21 protein-coding genes are annotated in these 18,856 nt (G+C 67.5%); 9 read left to right on the top strand and 12 right to left on the bottom strand.

What is annotated here, in order from left to right; translation table 11 throughout:
- Positions 1 to 12: 12 nt before the first annotated feature.
- Complete coding sequence (gene ybaK, locus DR843_RS06135; protein WP_109684571.1) at positions 13 to 483, bottom strand: Cys-tRNA(Pro) deacylase; 471 nt, start codon at positions 481 to 483, stop codon at positions 13 to 15.
- 319 nt (positions 484 to 802) lie between these two features.
- On the opposite strand from ybaK, the gene lnt reads away from it, so the two are divergent.
- Positions 803 to 2,386, top strand: coding sequence for an apolipoprotein N-acyltransferase (gene lnt, locus DR843_RS06130; RefSeq protein WP_245934020.1), 1,584 nt, complete (start codon positions 803 to 805; stop codon positions 2,384 to 2,386).
- Entirely contained in the window at positions 2,383 to 3,135 is a 753-nt protein-coding gene (locus DR843_RS06125; protein WP_109684569.1) for a polyprenol monophosphomannose synthase, read from the top strand. The genes lnt and DR843_RS06125 overlap by 4 nt, the downstream gene beginning before the upstream one ends.
- An 81-nt stretch (positions 3,136 to 3,216) precedes the next feature.
- On the opposite strand, the gene DR843_RS06120 is transcribed toward DR843_RS06125, so the two are convergent.
- Complete coding sequence (locus DR843_RS06120) at positions 3,217 to 3,573, bottom strand: RNA polymerase-binding protein RbpA (RefSeq protein WP_109684568.1); 357 nt, start codon at positions 3,571 to 3,573, stop codon at positions 3,217 to 3,219.
- Between the two features lie 206 nt (positions 3,574 to 3,779).
- On the opposite strand from DR843_RS06120, the gene DR843_RS06115 reads away from it, so the two are divergent.
- Positions 3,780 to 4,328: an FxsA family protein gene (locus tag DR843_RS06115; protein ID WP_109684567.1), complete on the top strand. Its 549-nt coding sequence runs from the start codon at positions 3,780 to 3,782 to the stop codon at positions 4,326 to 4,328.
- A 9-nt stretch (positions 4,329 to 4,337) separates the two neighbouring features.
- On the opposite strand, the gene DR843_RS06110 is transcribed toward DR843_RS06115, so the two are convergent.
- From DR843_RS06110 to DR843_RS06090, 5 genes are read right to left on the bottom strand one after another with little or no spacing between them, the layout of a single operon-like run.
- Positions 4,338 to 5,699 (bottom strand): MFS transporter, encoded by a 1,362-nt coding sequence (locus DR843_RS06110; RefSeq protein WP_109684566.1) that lies wholly within the window; start codon positions 5,697 to 5,699, stop codon positions 4,338 to 4,340.
- Positions 5,696 to 6,661: a GDP-L-fucose synthase family protein gene (locus DR843_RS06105; protein ID WP_172461483.1), complete on the bottom strand. Its 966-nt coding sequence runs from the start codon at positions 6,659 to 6,661 to the stop codon at positions 5,696 to 5,698. Before DR843_RS06105 ends, DR843_RS06110 begins: the two co-directional genes overlap by 4 nt.
- Positions 6,658 to 7,689 (bottom strand): GDP-mannose 4,6-dehydratase, encoded by a 1,032-nt coding sequence (gene gmd, locus DR843_RS06100; RefSeq protein WP_109684565.1) that lies wholly within the window; start codon positions 7,687 to 7,689, stop codon positions 6,658 to 6,660. The genes DR843_RS06105 and gmd overlap by 4 nt, the downstream gene beginning before the upstream one ends.
- A 13-nt stretch (positions 7,690 to 7,702) precedes the next feature.
- A complete protein-coding gene (locus DR843_RS06095) occupies positions 7,703 to 9,076 on the bottom strand; it encodes an O-antigen ligase family protein (protein WP_109684564.1) in 1,374 nt (457 codons plus the stop codon).
- Complete coding sequence (locus tag DR843_RS06090; RefSeq protein WP_109684563.1) at positions 9,073 to 10,872, bottom strand: glycosyltransferase family 2 protein; 1,800 nt, start codon at positions 10,870 to 10,872, stop codon at positions 9,073 to 9,075. The genes DR843_RS06095 and DR843_RS06090 overlap by 4 nt, the downstream gene beginning before the upstream one ends.
- Before the next feature lie 201 nt (positions 10,873 to 11,073).
- On the opposite strand from DR843_RS06090, the gene DR843_RS06085 reads away from it, so the two are divergent.
- Positions 11,074 to 11,868, top strand: coding sequence for a WecB/TagA/CpsF family glycosyltransferase (locus DR843_RS06085; RefSeq protein ID WP_109684562.1), 795 nt, complete (start codon positions 11,074 to 11,076; stop codon positions 11,866 to 11,868).
- 68 nt (positions 11,869 to 11,936) lie between these two features.
- Here the strand turns inward: DR843_RS06085 and DR843_RS06080 are convergent, their stop codons facing one another.
- On the bottom strand, positions 11,937 to 13,376 hold the full coding sequence (locus DR843_RS06080; protein ID WP_170119763.1) for a tyrosine-protein kinase domain-containing protein: 1,440 nt from the start codon (positions 13,374 to 13,376) through the stop codon (positions 11,937 to 11,939).
- 177 nt (positions 13,377 to 13,553) lie between these two features.
- Here DR843_RS06080 and DR843_RS06075 point away from each other — a divergent pair, with 177 nt between their 5' ends.
- Genes DR843_RS06075 through DR843_RS06065 form a run of 3 tightly spaced genes read left to right on the top strand, consistent with a single transcriptional unit; the run spans position 13,554 to position 15,157 of the window.
- Positions 13,554 to 13,853, top strand: coding sequence for a DUF1905 domain-containing protein (locus DR843_RS06075; protein ID WP_245934019.1), 300 nt, complete (start codon positions 13,554 to 13,556; stop codon positions 13,851 to 13,853).
- Positions 13,850 to 14,719 carry a homocysteine S-methyltransferase gene (gene mmuM, locus DR843_RS06070; RefSeq protein ID WP_109684559.1) on the top strand — a complete coding sequence of 290 codons (870 nt, stop codon included), beginning with the start codon at positions 13,850 to 13,852 and terminating at the stop codon, positions 14,717 to 14,719. The genes DR843_RS06075 and mmuM overlap by 4 nt, the downstream gene beginning before the upstream one ends.
- 9 nt (positions 14,720 to 14,728) lie before the next feature.
- Positions 14,729 to 15,157 (top strand): GNAT family N-acetyltransferase, encoded by a 429-nt coding sequence (locus DR843_RS06065; RefSeq protein WP_109684558.1) that lies wholly within the window; start codon positions 14,729 to 14,731, stop codon positions 15,155 to 15,157.
- Here DR843_RS06065 and DR843_RS06060 read toward each other — a convergent pair.
- Entirely contained in the window at positions 15,151 to 15,654 is a 504-nt protein-coding gene (locus DR843_RS06060) for a mycothiol transferase (protein WP_109684557.1), read from the bottom strand. The two genes, DR843_RS06065 and DR843_RS06060, sit on opposite strands and share 7 nt — an antisense overlap.
- A gap of 23 nt (positions 15,655 to 15,677) precedes the next feature.
- On the bottom strand, positions 15,678 to 16,103 hold the full coding sequence (locus tag DR843_RS06055) for a cupin domain-containing protein (protein WP_109684556.1): 426 nt from the start codon (positions 16,101 to 16,103) through the stop codon (positions 15,678 to 15,680).
- Positions 16,104 to 16,134: 31 nt separating this feature from the next.
- Between DR843_RS06055 and DR843_RS06050 the strand changes: the two genes are divergently transcribed.
- Both DR843_RS06050 and DR843_RS06045 read left to right on the top strand, forming a co-directional pair.
- Complete coding sequence (locus DR843_RS06050; protein ID WP_245934018.1) at positions 16,135 to 16,932, top strand: alpha/beta fold hydrolase; 798 nt, start codon at positions 16,135 to 16,137, stop codon at positions 16,930 to 16,932.
- Entirely contained in the window at positions 16,929 to 17,426 is a 498-nt protein-coding gene (locus DR843_RS06045) for a helix-turn-helix domain-containing protein (RefSeq protein ID WP_146202497.1), read from the top strand. The genes DR843_RS06050 and DR843_RS06045 overlap by 4 nt, the downstream gene beginning before the upstream one ends.
- On the opposite strand, the gene DR843_RS06040 is transcribed toward DR843_RS06045, so the two are convergent.
- Both DR843_RS06040 and DR843_RS06035 read right to left on the bottom strand, forming a co-directional pair.
- Positions 17,419 to 17,973: a carboxymuconolactone decarboxylase family protein gene (locus DR843_RS06040; protein WP_109684553.1), complete on the bottom strand. Its 555-nt coding sequence runs from the start codon at positions 17,971 to 17,973 to the stop codon at positions 17,419 to 17,421. The genes DR843_RS06045 and DR843_RS06040 overlap by 8 nt on opposite strands.
- Positions 17,970 to 18,839 (bottom strand): SDR family oxidoreductase, encoded by an 870-nt coding sequence (locus tag DR843_RS06035; RefSeq protein WP_211310188.1) that lies wholly within the window; start codon positions 18,837 to 18,839, stop codon positions 17,970 to 17,972. Before DR843_RS06035 ends, DR843_RS06040 begins: the two co-directional genes overlap by 4 nt.
- Positions 18,840 to 18,856 lie beyond the last annotated feature (17 nt).

Below are 18,856 nucleotides of genomic sequence, written 5' to 3'. Positions count from 1 at the left end.
TCGAAGGGGCGCTCAGCGCGCGACGGGTGCCACCACGGCGTCCAGCAGTCCCACCAGATCCTGCGGATCCACCTCGATGTCGAAGCCACGGCGACCACCGCTGACCAGAATGCTCGCGTGCCCGGTCGCGGACTGATCCAGCACCGTCGGCAACTGGCGGCGCTGGCCGAAGGGGCTGATACCACCGACGACATATCCGCTGCTGCGTTGCGCGTCCGTGGCTGCCGCGAGGCTCACCTTTTTGACCTCGAGCGTTGCCGCGACGGATTTCAGGTCCATCATCGCGGCGACCGGCACGATCACGACCGCCAGGCCGCTCTCAGACTCCACGATCAGGGTCTTGAACACCCGGTCCGGCGACACACCGAGCGCAGTCGCAGCCTCCTGGCCATAATCGGTGACCGCCGGGTCATGGTCATACACGTGCTCGGTGTAGGTGATCTTGGCGGCGCGCAGCGCACGGGTAGCGGGAGTCGCGGGCATGTCCTCATTCTGCTGGCTGCGGCTGCCAACCCGCCGTCACCCGGCGTGTCGAGCGCGACACGCCGGTAGGACGAAAGAAATCCAGTTTCTCGTTGGCTGATGTTCACCCTTCTGACCAGCGATAACGCGCGTTTGCGCAGGCCACAGGCCGGTTGACAGGACCGTGGGCGACGGAGTTTTCTTGCCTGCGTCGGTAGTTGGTCCGACGGCCCATCGCGGTGGGTCTCGGTCGCAGTTCTAGTAGAAAACGCGCGCACGCATTTACGTGCGGCGGCCCCAACGACGTGGCCGAGACCCACCCGCCGACTACGCTGAGGCAGTGCTGCGCCGCCTCCTTCTTGCCGCCGCTTCCGGTGTCGCGCTCTGGGCCGCGTTTCCCACGATCAACTGGTGGTGGCTGGCGCCCATCGCCGTCGCCGGGCTCGCCCTGGCCACCTGCGGCGTCCGGGCCCGCGTCGGCCTGCTGCTCGGTTTCAGCTCCGGCCTGACGATGTTCGTCCCGGGGCTCGCCTGGTCTGGCACCTACGTCGGGCAGTTGCCCTGGTTCGCTCTTGCCATCACCGAATCTGTCTATCTCGCGGCGATGGGTGGGCTGCTGGCCTGGTTGCAGGGGCCGCCGGGGTCGGCACGGGTGCGGCCGGTGGTGGTCGCGTTGCTCTGGGTCGTGCAGGAGTGGGTCCGCGGCACCGTGCCGTTCGGTGGGTTTCCGTGGCTGCAACTGGCGTGGTCACAGGCGGACAGCCCGCTACTGCCGATCGCCCGGTTCGCCGGTTCGACCGGACTGACGTTCGCGGTTGCTCTGATCGGTGGTCTGCTGGCAGCGGTCGTCCGCGACCGACGTACACCCCGCCTGGCGGTTGCCGCCGCGGCAGGTGCGCTGGCTCTGGCTCTCGCGCCCCTCGCGGTGACCGTGCCCGTGGCCGGGCAGCCGTTGCAGGTGATGGGGATCCAAGGCAACGTCCCGACTGCGGGGCTGGACTTCAACGCCCAACGTCGCGCCGTGCTGGACAATCACGTGCGGCTCACCCAGACCGCGGCCGAGCAGGTCGCCAGCGGGCAGCTACCGCAGCCGCAGTTGGTGGTGTGGCCGGAAAACTCCTCGGACATCGATCCGTTGCGCAACGCCGATGCCGCCACCGAGATCCTGCAGACGGTGGCCGCGATCAAGGCGCCGCTCATCGTCGGCGCTGTCCTGCAACAGCCCTCGCCCAAGGTGTCGAACGCCTCGCTGCTGTACCTGCCGGACAAGGGACTGACCCAGACCTACATCAAGCGTCATCCGGTGCCGTTCGCCGAGTACGTCCCCTACCGGTCGTTCTTCCGCTTCTTCAGCAAGCAGGTTGACCTGGTCCGGGCCGACTTCGTCGCCGGCGATCAGGTCGGCCTGTTCCAGGTGCCCACCACGAGCGGCGTGGTTCCCGTGACCCCGATCATCTGTTTCGAAGTGGCGTACGACGGGTTGGTGCGTTCCGGGGTTGATGCCGGTGCACAGTTGATCGCCGTCCAGACCAACAACGCCACGTTCGGGTACAGCGCCGAGTCAGCCCAGCAACTGGCGATCTCCCGGGTCCGGGCGGTGGAGTTCGGGCGCTCCGTGATCCATGTGTCCACGGTCGGCATCAGTGCGCTGATCACGCCCGACGGGCGCACGCACCAGCGCACCCAGTTGTTCACCCCAGCCATCCTGGACGGCACGTTGCCGCTGCGCACCGAGACGACGCCGGCCGATCGCATCGGGGCTGCGCCGGTCTGGCTGGCTGTGGCCGGCACGGTCGCTGCAGGCGTCCTGCGGTGGCGTCGGCGCGCGGTCATCGCACGCCCAGCTGAGCCCGGTATCGTGGACGACCGACCCGAGACGGCCGACACGCAGTCGGCCATCGATGAGCTTGATCGGAAGACATGACCGCGCATTCCCCGTCCGCCACTCTCGTTCTCCTGCCGACCTACAACGAGATCGACAACCTGGCCCGGGTCATGCATCGCATCCGCTCGGCGGTGCCGGAGGCCGACGTGCTGGTCCTCGACGACGACTCGCCGGACGGCACCGGCAAGCTCGCCGACGAACTGGCCGCTGAGGATCCCGCGATCAAGGTGCTGCACCGAACCGCGAAGGACGGTCTGGGCGCTGCGTACCTCGCTGGCTTCGAATGGGGTCTCGAGCACGGCTACGACTTCCTGGTGGAGATCGACGCCGATGGCTCCCACCCCCCGGAGGTGCTGCCCGCGATGCTGGCCGCCGCCGCCGACGGAGCCGATCTGGTGATCGGTTCCCGCTACGTGCCCGGGGGAGCGGTGGTCAACTGGCCGGTGCACCGTCAGTTGCTCAGCAGGGTGGGCAATCAGTACGTCCGGGTGTTGTTGGGGATGTCGGTGCGTGACGCCACGGCCGGATTCCGGGTCTACCGTGCGGACGCGCTGCGGACGCTGGCCCTGGACACGGTCGAGTCGCAGGGCTACTGCTTCCAGACGGATCTGACCTGGCGTGCGGCCCGGGCCGGCCTGCAGATCCGCGAGTTGCCGATCACCTTCACCGAGCGGGAGTACGGCGACTCCAAGATGAGCGGCGACGTCGTGCGCGAGTCGATGCGCTCGATCACGGGGTGGGGCCTGAAGCACCGAGCCGATCAGGTGCGCTCCCTGGTCCGTCGCTGACCACGCCACGAACGGGTCCGGGCACAAAGAAATGCCCCGATGTGCCGAGGGGCACATCGGGGATTCCCCCGTTCAGATAGCTCAGGCGGTGCGCTGAGCCGACTTCTCGCCGCGGGAGGCACGCAGCAGCGTCAGGCGCTCCTGCAGGAGTTCCTCCAACTCGGGAATGGTGCGACGCTCGAGCAGCATGTCCCAGTGGGTACGGGGTGCCTTGGTGGGCTTGCGGTCCGGCTCCGGGCCGTCAACCAGCTTGGCTTCCGCACCGCAACGGCACTCCCAGATGGCCGGGACGTCAGCCTCGACGGAGAACGGCAACTCGCTGACGTGGCCCTCGGGGCACACGTAACTCACCATCTGACGCTCACTGAACGTGATGCCGTCCTCGGTCTCGAAGGACAAGGTGCTCAAGTTGGTACCGCGCAGGGAACGCTCTGCCATGTCGGTTCCTTCCGACTCGTTCTGATTACAAGGCTGCTCACCACGATGGCGGATCCGGCAGCCAGGCGGGAGGCCGGTCCGGCGCTCCGTACTGTCAATGGGTGTAACGCCCCACCGGCCCCTGGTGTTCCATCCGGATCCTGTGATTTTCCTGTGTTGAGTCCTGCTCGCGGAATCCATCGCCGCTGTCACACGTTCTGCTTGGTATGAACGCCCCCTTGGCTGCCGGCTCCAGTCGCCGCCGTCCCCGCTGGTTCGCGGTCGGGGCCGTGCTGTGGCTGGTGATCGAGATCGCCGTGCTGTACGCCGTGGCCCAGTTCATCGGCTGGGGACCAGCGCTTCTCGTGCTGCTCGCGGTCAGCTTCGCCGGTATCAGCGTGACCCGCCACCAACTGGCCGCGGCCATGCGGACCTGGCGCGAGGGCGGCACCCGATCGCGGTACGGCGCGGAGACCGTGGTCACGCCGGTCAACCCCGCCACGGTCGGCGGTTCCGCGGTCGGTATCGCCGCGAGCATGCTCATGGTCGTCCCGGGCTTCGTCAGTGCCGTGATCGGCGCGCTGTTGCTGATCCCCTGGGTGCGTCGGCCCGCCGGGCGACTGCTGGCCGGTGTGGTCTCAGCGCGGGCGGTGTCCGTGGTCGCCGCAGCGCAGCAGCCAACCGTCCCCGGTCAGACCCATCGTGCGGGCGCCCCGGCCACGGAGGATTCACGCAACGGCTTGCCGATCATCGAGGGCGAAATCGTCAAGGAGTGAGGACGGTCCTCACCTCAGGGTGGCCGGGACCTGGTTTCCGACCGCGGCGATGCCAGCACGGATATCGACCGTGCGGAGGATCGCGGCCCCTGCGGCGAAGAAGACCACCAGGGTCAAGATCGACCAGCGGTAATCGTGCACCCACTGGAAGATCAGCCCGAACAGCAGCGTCCCGAACCAACTCGTGCCGCGTTCCATCGCCTGGTAGAAGCTGAAGTACTTCGTCTCCTCGCCGCTGGGGATCAGGTGACTGAACAACGAGCGGCTCAACGACTGACTGCCTCCCAGGACCATCCCGATGCCGGTTGCCAGCAGGAGCCAGAGCAGGAACGCGCCGCGGGGGAGGAAGAAGGCGACCGTCACCACCACGGTCCAGGCCGCCAGGCTGTACAGGATGCTGCGTTGGGAGCCGAACCGGGCTGCCAACCGGGCGAAGCCCAGCGCTCCGGCGAACGCGACGATCTGCACCCAGAGGATCGTGAGCACCAACTGGTTGTCGCTGAATCCGAGTTGTCGGTTGCCATAAAGACTCGCCGAGCTGATCACCGTCTGGATGCCGTCGTTGTAGAGCAGGAAGGCCACCAGGAAGCGGAAGGTCTGCGGGTAGCGGCGGATCTCCCCGAAGGTCGCCCGCAGCTGGCTGAGCCCAGCCCGTAGAGCAGCGGCGAGCGAGTCGGTCGGACTCTGGTTGCGCACACTGCCGAGTCCGGTCGCGGAGTACCACGCAAAGGCCGCCCACCACAGACCGGAGAGCAGGAAGATGACCCGCACCGCTCCCGTGGTGCTCAGTCCCACTGCGTCGTGCACGCCGAGCAGGACCAGCGCGACGATCAGCAGGAGCGCGCCGCCGATGTACCCGAAGGACCACCCGATGCTGGACACCCGGTCGCGGTCTTCGGCCGGCGTGATGCGCACCATGATGGCGTTGTAGACACTGGTGCTCAACGCGATGCAGACGGTGGAGATCATCGCCAGTACGACGCCCAATCCCCACCGGGTACCCGTCACCAGCGACAACCCCATCGCTGCCAGCGAGCCGACGCTGGCAAAGAACGCCAGCAGGCGGGCGGGTCGCCGCGCCCGGTCGGCGATCGCACCACCCAGGATCAGCAGCACGGCCGCCACGATCGTGCCCGCGGTCAGGGTGTAGGGCACGACCGAGCCGGGGGCGATCGGGACACCCAGGACGTGCAAGTTGGTGCGGCACGTCTGGTCCGTGGGTTGACCAGGGCACGCAGCCGCGTTCGCAACGGTGGTCAGGTAGGGGCCCAGCAGCACCGTGATCGTGACCGTCAGGTAGCCGGTGACCCCCAGATCGTTCCAGTACCAACGTCGCTGCAGTTGCCGCTGCTGCGGGGTGGACACGCTCACCGCCGCAGTGCGCTCTGGTGTTCCAGGAACCACTCGTAGGTCGACGCCAGTCCGCTGGTCAGGTCGATCCGGGATTTCCAACCCAGCGACTCCAAGAAGCTGACGTCCAGTAGTTTTTGCGGCGTGCCGTCGGGTTTGCTGGTGTCCCAATGGGTTTCACCGGTGAATCCGGTGACCTGCGCAACCCGCTCGGCGATCTGTGAGATCGACTCGTCGCGGCCGACACCGACGTTGACCTGTGTTGGTCCGTCGTAGTTCTCCAGGAGGAACAACACTGCGTCGGCGAGATCATCGACGTGCAGGAACTCACGCCGCGGTGTGCCGGTGCCCCAGTTCGTGACCGACCCGGCGCCGTCCCTCACCGCCTCGTGGTAGCGGCGGATCAACGCCGGCAGCACGTGCGATCCCGTGGGGGAGAAGTTGTCTGCGGGACCGTAGAGGTTGGTCGGCATGGCGCTGATCCAGGCGAGACCGTCCTGTCGGCGTACCGCCTGCACCTGCAGGATGCCGGCGATCTTGGCGATCGCGTACGCGTCGTTGGTCGGTTCGAGGTGACCGGTCAGCAGCGCCTCCTCCCGGATCGGCTGCGGCGCCAGTTTCGGGTAGATGCACGACGAACCCAAGAAGATCAGCCGTTCGACGCCGTAGTGACGAGCAGCGTCCAGGACGTTGACCTGGATCTGCAGGTTCTCCGACAGGAAGTCGACCGGGTAGGTGTTGTTCGCCATGATTCCGCCGACCTTGGCGGCGGCCAGGGCGAGGTACGTCGGGCGGTTGGCCTCGACGTACCGGAACACTGCGTCCCGGTCCCGAAGGTCCAGTTCGCTGGAAGAGGCGCCGACGACGTCGGTGAACCCGGCCTGCTCGAGACGGCGCACGATCGCCGACCCCACCAAACCCCGGTGCCCGGCAACATAGAACCGGCGGGAGCGGTCCAACGGACCCGGGATGAAGCTAGTCACGCGACCCAGCTTGGCAGGTCGACCCGATCCACCCAGGGCGTGCCGGCGCACTTCAGTGCGGCAATGTCGGCATCCACCATGAGCCGGGCCAGGGCGTGTCCGTCAACGGACGCCTTCCAACCCAGATCCGCTTCGGCATGTTTCGGGTTGCCGACCAACGCATCCACCTCGGTCGGGCGCAGGTACCGCTCGTCGAAACGCACGTGATCCTGCCAGTCGAGCCCGGCGTGTTCGAACGCGGTCTGCAGGAAATCACGCACCGTGATGCCGACACCGGTCGCCAGCACATAATCATCGGGAGTGTCGGTCTGCAGCATCCGCCACATACCTTCGACGTACTCCGGGGCGTAGCCCCAGTCGCGCACCGAATCCAGGTTGCCCATGAACAGTTCCCGTTGCTGGCCGGCTTTGATGGCGGCGACCGCACGGGTGATCTTGCGCGTGACGAAGGTCTCGCCGCGCCGCGGCGACTCATGGTTGAACAGGATCCCGTTGACCGCGAACAGGTCGTACGCCTCGCGATAGTTCTTGGTGATCCAGTAGCTGTAGAGCTTGGCGGCGGCGTACGGCGAGCGCGGGTAGAACGGGGAGTTCTCGTCCTGCGGTGGGGGAGTCGCGCCGTACAACTCCGACGACGACGCCTGGTAGAAGCGGGTCTCGATGCCCGCCAACCGCACCGCTTCCAACAGCCGGACCGCGCCGGTCCCGGTGACGTCAGCCGTGTGCTCCGGTTCGTCGAACGAGACGCGCACGTGCGATTGAGCCGCGAGGTTGTAGACCTCGGCCGGGCGGATCTCGCTGAGCAACGTGACCAGTCGCGCCCCGTCGCCCAGATCGGCGTAGTGCAGGAACAACCGGGCCTCGGGGTCGTGCGGGTCCTGGTACAGGTGGTCGATGCGTTGGGTGTTGAAGGTGGAGGCGCGACGGATCAGCCCGTGCACCTCGTACCCCTTCGCCAACAGCAGTTCCGCCAGATAGGAACCGTCCTGTCCGGTGATTCCGGTGATCAGGGCACGTTTGCGAGCCATCGGAGTGGTCGTCTCACTTCTCTTGGTTACGGAGTCGTCGGTGGGGTGGTCGATCGGGTCCGCCCGATCCTATGGCGACGGTCCCCGGCGGATGGGGCAGCGCGGCAGATTCCGCGGAATTGTCGGTGATGCCCGCCTCGATGCTGTGCGGCGCGTAGGACATCAGCCGCACACAGACGCCCACCAGGACCATCCACAAACTGCCGGCGCCGTCCCAGGCATCCAACGCCACGAAGGTCCCACAGCCGGTGAAGACGAACAGGCCCAGACCGAAGTCGAGCCGGCGACGCAACGCCACGATCGCGATGGCGACGAGCAGGAAAACGAGGGCGACTCCCAGCCAACCCAGCCGCATCGCGGACAGCACCCACTGCGAGTCGACGGTCGCGGTGATGTCCGTCATTTCGCTGGGGCCCCGGATCAACCAGACGCCCGTCGGGAGGTCACCCAACCCGTAGCCGAACGGCTGGGCGAGCAGGATGCGCGGGAGCAGGGAGTAGATGGCCGCCCGGTACTCCATGCTGTTGGCGAGGGTGTCGGTGCTGGTGGTGACCGGCTGCCAGACCCGACTCGCGAAGTACCACAGCACGCCGAGACCCACCATCACCGCGAAGAGCAGCGTCCCGAAATGCCGACCGATGAACCGCGCAAGACCGGGTACGGCGAGCAGCACCACCACACCGATGCTCACCCCCCATGGACCACGGCTGCCGGTGACGTACACCCCGGCCAACAGCACTGCCAGGCAACTCCACCGCAGCCACCAGCGTCGCACCGCCCGGTAGGTGAAGGGCACGGCGACGCACAACAACACACCAAGGATCAGCGGGTGCTCGGCGCCGACGACCGCACGCGCGGAGTCGCCGCGCACGTACGTCTCGAACTCGGCGTCCCGGCGGAACAACGAATGGCCCGTCGCAAACTCGATGATCGCGAGAACGGCAGTGAGCGTTCCGACCGTCGCGATCGTGCGCGCCAGATAGTCCAGCCCGGCCCGGGAACACGCCAGCACCCAGCCGGCCGCAACGGCGATCGGAAAGGTCATCAGGAAGCGTTGCCCGTTGGAGGAGGCGACCACACTGCCGGAGATCAGCGAACTGAGCGCAAACCCAGCGCCCACCAGGAACAAGGCGGTGAGATAGCCCGCGCCGGGGATGCTCGTCAGCGGGCCGTGCGGGCCGATACCGGTGAGTAAGACGGCAAGAAGTAGCGCTGTGATGACCAGCCGCGGCGGCACGCCCACGATCCGCAGAACATCCAGGTAGTAGACGCACAGCACGAACGCCGGAACCACGATGCGTAGGGTCCAGGTCAGCCGCTCCTGGGTCGGCGGCGGCAGGTGCCGCCCGGTGCTGCCCCGGGTGAGCGCCAGCGCGGAACTGCTCATGCCGCCACCGCCGTCCGTTCGGTGACCGCCACCAGGGCAGTGCGCAGGGACTCCAGATCGTCGTACCAGTACACGTCCGCGGCACCGGCCGGAGCCAACTGGCTGACCACATCGCGCAACTCTTCGTGGACGATCACGGGTCGGCCGGCGGCGATCGCTTCGCACAGTTTGTTCGGCACACCGCTGCCGCCCCGGTTGGAGATGAAGGCCACCGAGTTGCCGGCCAGCAACTGGTCGGTGCTGGCCGCCCAGCCGCGATACACGACCTGGTCGGGCAACGGGCGGGCCGGAGCCGACGGGCCGAAGAGTTCCACGGGTATGCCGACCGGCGCGGTGCGCACCGCCGCGCACAACAGGTCGAGACCGGCCGCATTGTGGAACGACGCGAAATCACCACCGCACACGACCCGCTGCGCCGGCCACCGGAACGCGGGCAGATTGGCCACTGTCGCAGGGGCACTGGCCGGGATGATCTCGACCGGACGCAGCCGGTTCAGGACACCATCAGCCCGGTTGTCGCGCTGGCTGATGTAGGCCGCGGGAAGCATCGGCGACGTGGCGTGCAGCGCGATCATCCAGGCTCCGACCGCCAGCAGTTTGGGATCCGCCGCGGCGAGCCGGGCGCGCCACTGCAACAGCACACTGTCGGACAGGTCGAGGCGCACGGTGCGTCCTTGGCGGTGCAGCCGCCGCGCCAACTGCATCATCGGCGGCGACCCCAGGGCGAGCACGATCAACTCGCCGGCGTCGTCAGGTGCCTCGAAGGTCCGCGCCGCACGCAAGCGATTCCGCAGCGAGACTTCGGATCGGGGGCCGTCGTGCACCCACCGGACCTGCGCGTCCGGGTACATCGCCTGGGCGTGCCGAAGCCGTCCGGCCACACCGGTATGCAGCTCTTCGGGAGTGAACTCGCACAAAATGGTGACCCGTTCTGGTGGCGCGTCCGGGTTGCCCATGCGGCCGCACCGAGCCGCATCAACCCCTTGCAGCGCCGCCGCGAGATCCCATCGCGCGCCGCGTCCGATGACCCGCTTCGCTGCATCGCGAAGGATCACGCGGCGCCACGGGTACGGACGAAGGACGCCGGTGAACTTGTCGGTGAGATACCGGCTGTTACGGAAGCGTAGGTAGGTCGGATAGCGTCCCGGCTCCTGCCAGCCGATCGCCTGCGGCACCAGCAGGACGCGGTAGCCGAGGGTGCGCAGCGCAAGCTGCAGGTCGATCTCCTCGACGTACAGGAAATAGGCGGTATCGAAGTCGCCTACCCGCGCGGTGGCGTCCAGATCCAGCAGCAGCACCGCACCGTCCGCCCAGTCCACGCCGTAGGGCGCACCCGGGTCGGCGAGCGTCGCGCGAGGTTCGCCCTGGGCCCGATGACGGGTCTGGGCATCGGCCAGTAGGTCTCCGCCGGCGGAGAAGACAACCCCCGGGGCCGACACGTATTCCAGGATCGGCGCAGCCACCGCCGCTTGCGGGTCGTTGGCCAATGCGGCGCCGAGCAACCGGGATCCCTCTGCTGACAGGCGTGCTTCCTGGGTCATGACCAGGGCGTACCGAACGCCCAGCTCTCGCAACCGGGCGATCCCGATGTTCGCGGCAGCGGCATAGCCCGGGTTGTCCGGCGCCGGAACGATCTCGCAGCCCGCCAGCCCGCGGCCGTCCAACCCGACCGATCCGGCGCTGTTGTCGACCACGATCGTGTGCGCGGGGGGACAGTCCCAGTGGGCCGACTGCGCGAGGAGTTCCTGGATCGCCTCCGGCCGGCGGAAGTGGATCGTCACCAGACCGAAGTCCACACACACCTCCCGGTCGGAACCGGCGCGGATGTCGAGCCGGTAAAGCTACGCAAGCGTAATGCGCCACATTCTATGAACCAAGTCACATCTGACTGGACAAGACCGAGAAAAAGTTTGTGGCTACCGGAAGGTAGGAAACCATTGACCTACGCTTCCGTAAGTGCTGGAATGTGACGCGTGTTACACCCTAGCCCTGGCCTTGTGAGCCTCCCGTCCCCGCCAACGGAGAGAGTCTTTGCCCGGGGGTACGCCCCGCGCGAAGACCAGCACCGCGTCGGAGGAGTCGACTTCACGGTCGCCACCCTCGACACTGCGGTGGATCAGTTGCTACGCGACGCTGTGGATGAGCACCGGACCCGCGGATGGTCGGTCCGACTCGCGAATGCGTATTCGGTCGTCGTCGCCGACGAGGACAGCAGTTACGCCCAGGTGCTCAACGGTGTCGGTTCCACCTACGCCGACGGAGCACCGATCGAGTGGATCATGAAGCGCCGCAACGTCACTGGCGCCGGCCGGGTGCGTGGCCCGTCGTTGTTCAAAGAGTGCTTGCGCCGCGGTCAGACCCAGGGCGTTCGCCACTTCTTCCTCGGCACGACCGAAGAGACCCTGGCGGCCCTGGTGGCACAGGTGTCCCACGAATTCCCGGCGGCGAAGATCGCTGGTCAGTGGGCGCCGCCGTTCGGCCCCGTCGACGCAGCGTTCGTCAGCGCGGCCCAGGAACGGATCGGCGACACGGACCCGCACATCATCTGGGTTGCCCTGGGCACTCCGAAACAGGATTTCGCCGCTGCGCAGTTGGCGGCCGCGACCGGCGCGCTGTGCGTCGGCGTGGGGGCGGCCTTCGACTTCGTCGCCCAGACCAAGGCCGAGGCGCCGGAATGGATGCAACGCGCCGGTGTCGAATGGCTGTTCCGTCTGGCCAGCGAGCCGCGCCGCCTCGCGCATCGCTACCTGGTCGGCAACGCCCAGTTCGTGCGGATCGTCGCTCGTAGCTGAGGGAAACCACCCCGACACACCAGAAGGCCCCCGGTCGATTCGACCGGGGGCCTTCTGACGCGCGCCCGTCAGTTCTTGCTGCGTTGCCGCCGCACGGAACGCTCACGCGCGGAGCGCGCCGGTGGGTCCAGGTCACGGCCGTAGTAGGTGCCATACCCGCTGCCGTAGTACGACTGCATGTCGCGCTGGCTGAGCTTGTTCATCACGACACCCAGGACGTCCGCGTGCACCTCGTGCAGGCTGCGCAGCGAGGTCTCCAACTGGTGGTCCAGGGTCTTGCCCGCGCAGATCACGACCACGACGCCGTCGACCTGCGTGCCCAGGATTGCCGCGTCGGTGACCGGCAGCAGCGGGGGAGCGTCGATGACGACGAAGTACTCCTTGGCCAAGTCGTCCAGCAGCGTCTTCATCGCCTTGGATCCGAGCATCTCGCTGGGGTTGGGCGGGGTGAGGCCCGCGGCCAACACCGACAGGTTCGGTGTCTCCGGAGCGTCCTGGAGAACGTCGGCCAGGTCGACCCGGTGGGCCAGCACCTCCGCCAGGCCCGCACCGTCCAGCAGACCGAAACCAGTGGCGATCGAGGGCCGACGCAAGTCGGCATCCACCAGGAGCGTCTTCTCCCCGGAGAGGGCGACCGACGCGGCGATGTTGGCCGCCACCGTGGACTTGCCGTCATCCGGGTTGGGGCTGGACACCACGATCACCCGCAGCGTGCGGTCGACGTTCATGTACTGCAGGCTGGTCCGCATCTTCAAGAAGGCCTCGGCGGTCACCAGACCCTCGGTGTCGGTGCGAACCCCCTCGCCGACGACGATCGGGATCGTCCGTTCGGATTTGCTCAACTGCGCGTTCTGCGGCACAGAACCCAGGACCGGCACCCCGAACTGCTCGCGGACCTTGTTCGGATCGCGCAACCGGCCATCCATCTGACTGCGCAACATCGCCAGGCCGATACCCCCGAGCAGACCAACGATGCCGGCGATGATCAGGTCGAGCTTGGTGTTGGGCGAAATCGGCGAGGACGGCAACTGGGCCGGGTCCTGGACGTTGATGCGCAGCGAATTGGCGCCGGATCCCTCGATCTTCGCCACCTGGGCCGCCAGCGCCTTCACCCAGGCGTTGGCGATCGCCTGGGCCTGTTCCGGGCTGCTGGCGTTCGCCGAGATCCGTAGTAGCACGGTATTGGTCGGCTGATCCACGCTGATCTGGTTGATCAGGGCTGCCGGCGTGGTCTGCAAGTTCAGGTCATCGATGACCTGCTGGGCGACGGCGCGGCTCTGGGCGACATCGACGTACGACGTGGCGCGCGACTTGGCGAGTTGGTCACCGAAGGCTGCTTCGGACAGGTTCTGAGGCTGGCCAGCGGTCACGAAACCGGACGATGACGCCTGATACACCTTGGGCTGGAACAGGTCCCAGACAAACATCACCGCGATCGCGGCCAAGGTGGCCGCGACGATGATCTTCCAGTGTCGGCGCAGGATCCGGTAGTACTCATCGATGCGCAAAGGGAACCTCCCGAAGTCGCGGCAAGCGCGAGAACAAACGACCGGAAACGATAGGTGAGCAGCTGCTGGAGTAGCCGCACAGCTGGCTAACTTACCGAACCGGAAAGTGGCGTCCGTCACTTTACCCCAGGGATCCGGCGCAACCTACGGTTCCGGTCAGTTGCCGGGTGCAGCAGGATGCAGTCTGTGGATGTGTCCTTCGTCGGTGAGGTCATCGAGTGGCGCGGACCGGCGCCCTATCTGTTCGTCCCGGTGAGCGATCAGGCCGCCGAAGAGGTCGCGCAGTGGGCCCGGTTCAGTTATGGCTGGGGCTGCATTCCGGTCACCGCGACCATTGGCCATACCCGGTGGCCGACGTCGCTGATGCCCAAGGACGGCCAGTACCTGGTGCCGGTTCGGGTCGCCGTCCAACGTACCGAAGGCGTCGGCCTGGGCGACACGGTCCGGGTCCGACTCGATCTGCGGTTCGAGCGATGACGGTCGTCCTGGACGGCGGACTGTCCAACGCGCTCGTGGACCGTGGTCATGACCTGGCCGATGATCTGTGGACCGCCCGGCTGCTGGCCGATGCTCCCCAGGAGATCGTCGCCGTACACCGCGCCTATTTCGCGGCCGGGGCTCAGCTGGCCACCAGCGCCAGTTACCAAGCCAGTGTGCTCGGATTCACCGCGGCCGGTATGTCAACCAGCACCGCCGAGGAACTCATCCGGCGAAGCGTCCGTCTGGCGCGGGAAGCCACCGACGGCGTCCCGGGTCGGCTGGTCGCCGCCTCGGTCGGCCCGTACGGCGCCGTGCTGGGCGACGGTTCGGAGTACCGGGGCAACTACGGACTGACCGCTGCCCAACTGCGCGACTTCCACGCGCCGCGTCTGGAACTACTGATCGCCGAGCAGCCCGATCTGCTCGCGGTTGAGACGATCCCGGACCTGCTCGAGGCGCAGGTGCTGGTCGATCTCATCGCCCAGTTCGACGTACCGGCCTGGTTGTCCTTCACCATCGACGGGGCCCAGACGCGGGCCGGGCAACCCCTGGCCGACGCGTTCGCCGTTGCCACGGATGCGCCGGGGGTGGTCGCGGTCGGGGTGAACTGCTGCGCTCCACGCGAGGTGCTACCGGCCATCGAACTCGCCGGGCAGATCAGCGGCAAGCCAGCCGTCGCCTATCCGAACGCGGGGGAGACCTGGGACGCCGAGCACCACCGCTGGGTCGGCGAGCCGACGTACGACGTGCGCCTGGTCCCGCGCTGGCTGGACGCGGGCGCCCGGTGGGTGGGCGGTTGTTGCCGCGTCGGTCCAGCGGGCATCGCCCAGGTCGCCGCCGCGGTCGCGGCGCGATCGGCTTGACTGGGGGATGTGGACGAACGCTACGAGCTGATCGACAGCCCACCGCCGGTGGCGGACTACCTGCGGTTGCGCGCCGAATCCGGTCTGACCCCCAAACGCCCGGATCAGGCGCGCCCGGCGTTGGAGAACAGTTGGGCCTGGTGCCACGTCGTGGTGGCGGCCAGCGGTGCGGTGGTGGGGATGGGCCGGGTGATCGGGGACGGCGGCTGGTATTTCCACCTGGCCGACATGGCCACGGACCCACAGCATCAGCGCCGCGGTATCGGCCGTGCGGTCATCGACCACCTCCTGACCGTCATCGAGCAGAAGGCGCCGGCGGACCCGTACGTCACGCTGATGGCCGACGGACCGGGCGTGCGACTGTATGAGTCGGTCGGGTTCGTGCCCTCGGCGCCCACCACGATCGGCATGGTGCGCCGTCAGCTGCGCGCTCAGTAGCGAGTCATACCGAGCACGTACGCCGCCTGCCCGACGTGCTGAAGGTCGTCGGCCGCGATGGAGACAAGCCGGACGGCGAGCGTGACCGGCGGATCCCAGGTGTCATCGACGATCGCGTCGAGGTCGGCATCGCGCAGGGTGCCCAGGTACGCGTGGCTGCGCGCTGACACCGCCTCGAGATAGCCCGCCAACAGCTCGGCGCTCGCCGTCACCTGCGCAGCCTGCTGCCGGGACTGGCCGTACCCGGTAGCCGCGTCGTCGAAGGGCAACGCGAACCGCTGCGCCCAACCGACCGCCGTCCACACCTGCTCCTGACCTGTCACATCAGCGATCTGCGCGTCCTGGACGCGCGCGGTGTGCCACAGCAGCCAGGCCACCGAGTTGTTGCCGCCGGGTGCCGAGGCGAGATCCGCAGCGGTCACGCCGTCGAGAAGCGTCACCGCCTCGAGACGGACCCGGTCGAAGAGATCCTGGAGCAGCTGCGCCGACGTCGTCATAGCGTCACGTTACGGCGCGATGCTCACCCGGGAGACGGGGCCAGTTCGAAGTCCGCGAAGTCGAAACCGGGGGTGACCACGCACGCGACGAGCACCGCTTCGTCACCCGCGGGGCGCGCCGCCTGCCAGTGACCGCCGGGTACCAACGACTGGAACCGGTGCCCCGCTGACGGGTCCGACCCCAGGATCGTGCGATCGGCGTACGCCGGGTGCTCGCCTGATCCGCCCAGGTCCAGCTCCAGCGGGCCACCTCTCTGGTGGATCCACAGCTCATCGGAGCGCACCCGATGCCACGCCGACTCCTCACCGGGCAGCAGCAGGAAGACGATCGCGGTGGCGGTGACCCGGTCACCGATGGTCACCCCTGACCGGTAGGTCTCGGCGTACCAACCACCTTCCGGGTGCGGTTGCAGATCCAGTCCGTGCGCCCAATCGGGAAGGGATGTCATGGGTTCATCGTGGCCTAGTACCTTCGGTGCCGTGGAGCAGACGCAGATTCATGCGACCCAGATCGGTGACGAAGGCGCCCGCATCGTCTTCCTGCACGGGCTCTTCGGACAGGGCAAGAACTTCACCCGGATCGCCAAAGCGTTGACGCCGCAGTACACTTCGCTGCTGGTCGACCTGCCCAATCACGGTCGATCGGAGTGGACTGATCGCGTTGACTACATCGATCTCACCGATCGGGTCGCGCAGTTCCTGCGGAGTGGATTCGCGGCCGACAGCCCGGTGCACGTGGTTGGCCACTCAATGGGCGGCAAGGTGGCGATGGTGCTGGCGCTGCGTCATCCGCAGGTGGTCGACCGGTTGGTGGTCGCAGACATCGCCCCTCGCCACTCCGAGAGCGCCGGTCAGTTCGAGCACCTGTTGGACTCGCTGAAATCACTGGAGCTGAGCAGCATCCGTCGCCGGGGCGATGCCGATGACCAGCTACGGCCACTCGTGCCGGACGATGCGGTCCGCGGGTTCCTGCTGCAGAACCTGCGCTCATCCCCGGATGGTTTCCGGTGGCAGGCGAACCTGGACCTGTTGCGGGACAGTCTGATTCCGATCGCGGGGTTCCCGCAGATCGAGGCCACCTTCGACCATCCGGTGCTGTGGTTGGCGGGGGAGCGGTCGGACTACATCACCGACGCCGACCGACCGGAGATGGAGCGCTTGTTCCCGAGGATGACCTACGTGGTCATCAAGAACGCGGGGCACTGGCTGCACTCCGACCAGCCCGAGGCGTTCACCTCGGCCCTGCGAGTCTTCCTGTCGACACAGCGGTGGCAATGATGGCGTTGAGTGACGCTGAGGTGGTACGCCTGCGTGAGCGGTACGCCGCGGGCGCCCGACAGGTCGATCTGGCAACGGAGTTCGGGATCGCTCAGACGGCTGTGTCGGCGATCGTGAACGGACGCACCCGTGCCGCAGCCGGTGGTCCGATCGCCACTCGTGCCCCACGCCCGGCGCCCCAGCGTGCGGCGAGCTCCCCGCGAAAGACCCTGTCGGACGAACAGATCGAGCACGTACGCCGCCGGGTCGCCGAGGGAGACAAGCGCGCCGAGATCGCCGCTGACCTGGGCATCTCCCGGCACACCATCGACTCGATCATCAGTGGTCGCCGAGGCGCTAGCGCCCCGAAGCCGTTGAGCGACGACCAGATCCGGCGGATCCGTGCGGCGGCGGCCGCGGGCACCTCACAGACCCGGTTGGCGCAGGAGTACGGCACCTCACAGCAGGTGATCAGTCAGATCGTCCGCCGGGTGACGTACGCGCACGTCACCTGAGTGGCGTCTCCGGCTGGATCCGCAGCGCCCGGATCGCCGCCGCCAGCATGTCGTAATGCCCTGCCAACAGGACCAATTCGACCAACTGGCGATCATCGAGGTGCTCAGCGACCTCGGCCCAGGCGCAGTCATCGACGTCGCGGGTCAGCACCAACTGGTCGACCGCCGCCAGGATGACCCGCTGTCGATCGGTCCAATCGCCATCGGCCAGGTCGGTTCCGACCAGGGCGATCTGCTCCCGGCTGAGACCAGCGCCGCGGGCGATCCGGCGATGCTGGTGCAACTCATAGTCCGACCCACGCAGGGCAGCCACCCGCAGGATGACCAGTTCGGACTCCGCGCGGGGCAGGGTCCCGAAGGGCATCAGCCGACCGGCGAAATGCAGCCAGCCCCGAAAGAGCCCCTTGTTGCGCCCGAGTACCCGGAACAGGTCCATCGGTTCGGTCTTCGCCAGTCGACCCCCGGCGCGGGCCAGCACCCAGGCGGTGACCCCGATCTGACCGAGTCGTCCTGGTCGCACCCTCGGGTTCTGCCGTCCGGTACTCATCGCAGACTGCCTTCGGCCCGGTCGGCCATCCGGTTGGCCGCGTGCATCATCGCCGAGTAGGCCGGTGGCACGTAGCGTTGCACGGCATGCAGGGCGCGGATGTCGACGGAGGTGTAGACCAGCGTCTTGCGGGCGAGCATGCCGTTGACGATCCGTTCGGCCGCTAGTTGTGGGCTGACGGCGCGATGCTGGAACCGTCGCCGAAGCCTGGCGAACTGCGCTGTGCTGGTGTCGATCCCGGCGATCCGCATCGACTCGGTGAGCGGTGTGTCGACGGCGCCGGGGCAGGCGAGGGTGACCGCGATCCCGTGTCGCGCCAGGTCGAACCGCAACACCTCGCTGACCCCGCGCACTCCGAACTTGCTGGCGCTGTACGCCGCATGCCACGGCAGACCGACCAAGCCGGCAGCTGACGACACGTTGACCAGATGGCCACGACGCCCGTGCTGGATCATCGCCGGAACGAAGGTCTCGATGACGTGGATCGGTCCCATCAGATTCACATCGATCACCTGCTGCCACTGCTGCGCGGACATGTGCTCGACCTTGCCCCAGATCGCGATGCCGGCGACGTTCAGCACGGCATCGACCGCGGCCGTGCCGGCGTGGACCTCGGCGGCAAGGTCACGAACCCCGTCCAAGGACGTCACGTCAGCGCTCCGAGCGGTGGCGACGATGCCCCCGGAGGCGGCGATCGACGTACGGGCAGCGGACAGGCCTTCGGCGTCGAGATCGGTCAGGTGCAGCACGGCACCGCGAGCGGCGAGGTTCTCGGCGACGGCCCGGCCGATGCCACTGGCGGCACCGGTGATCAGGACGTGGCGGCCGGTGATCTCGGCGCGGCGGGGTCGCACGGAAGACAACATGCCCACCATCATGGCCA

This window comes from Branchiibius hedensis, assembly GCF_900108585.1.
In the GTDB taxonomy this organism is placed as follows: Bacteria; Actinomycetota; Actinomycetes; order Actinomycetales; family Dermatophilaceae; genus Branchiibius; species Branchiibius hedensis.
The sequence above is the reverse complement of the archived record's forward strand: the minus strand, read 5'-3'. Positions and strand labels throughout refer to the sequence as shown.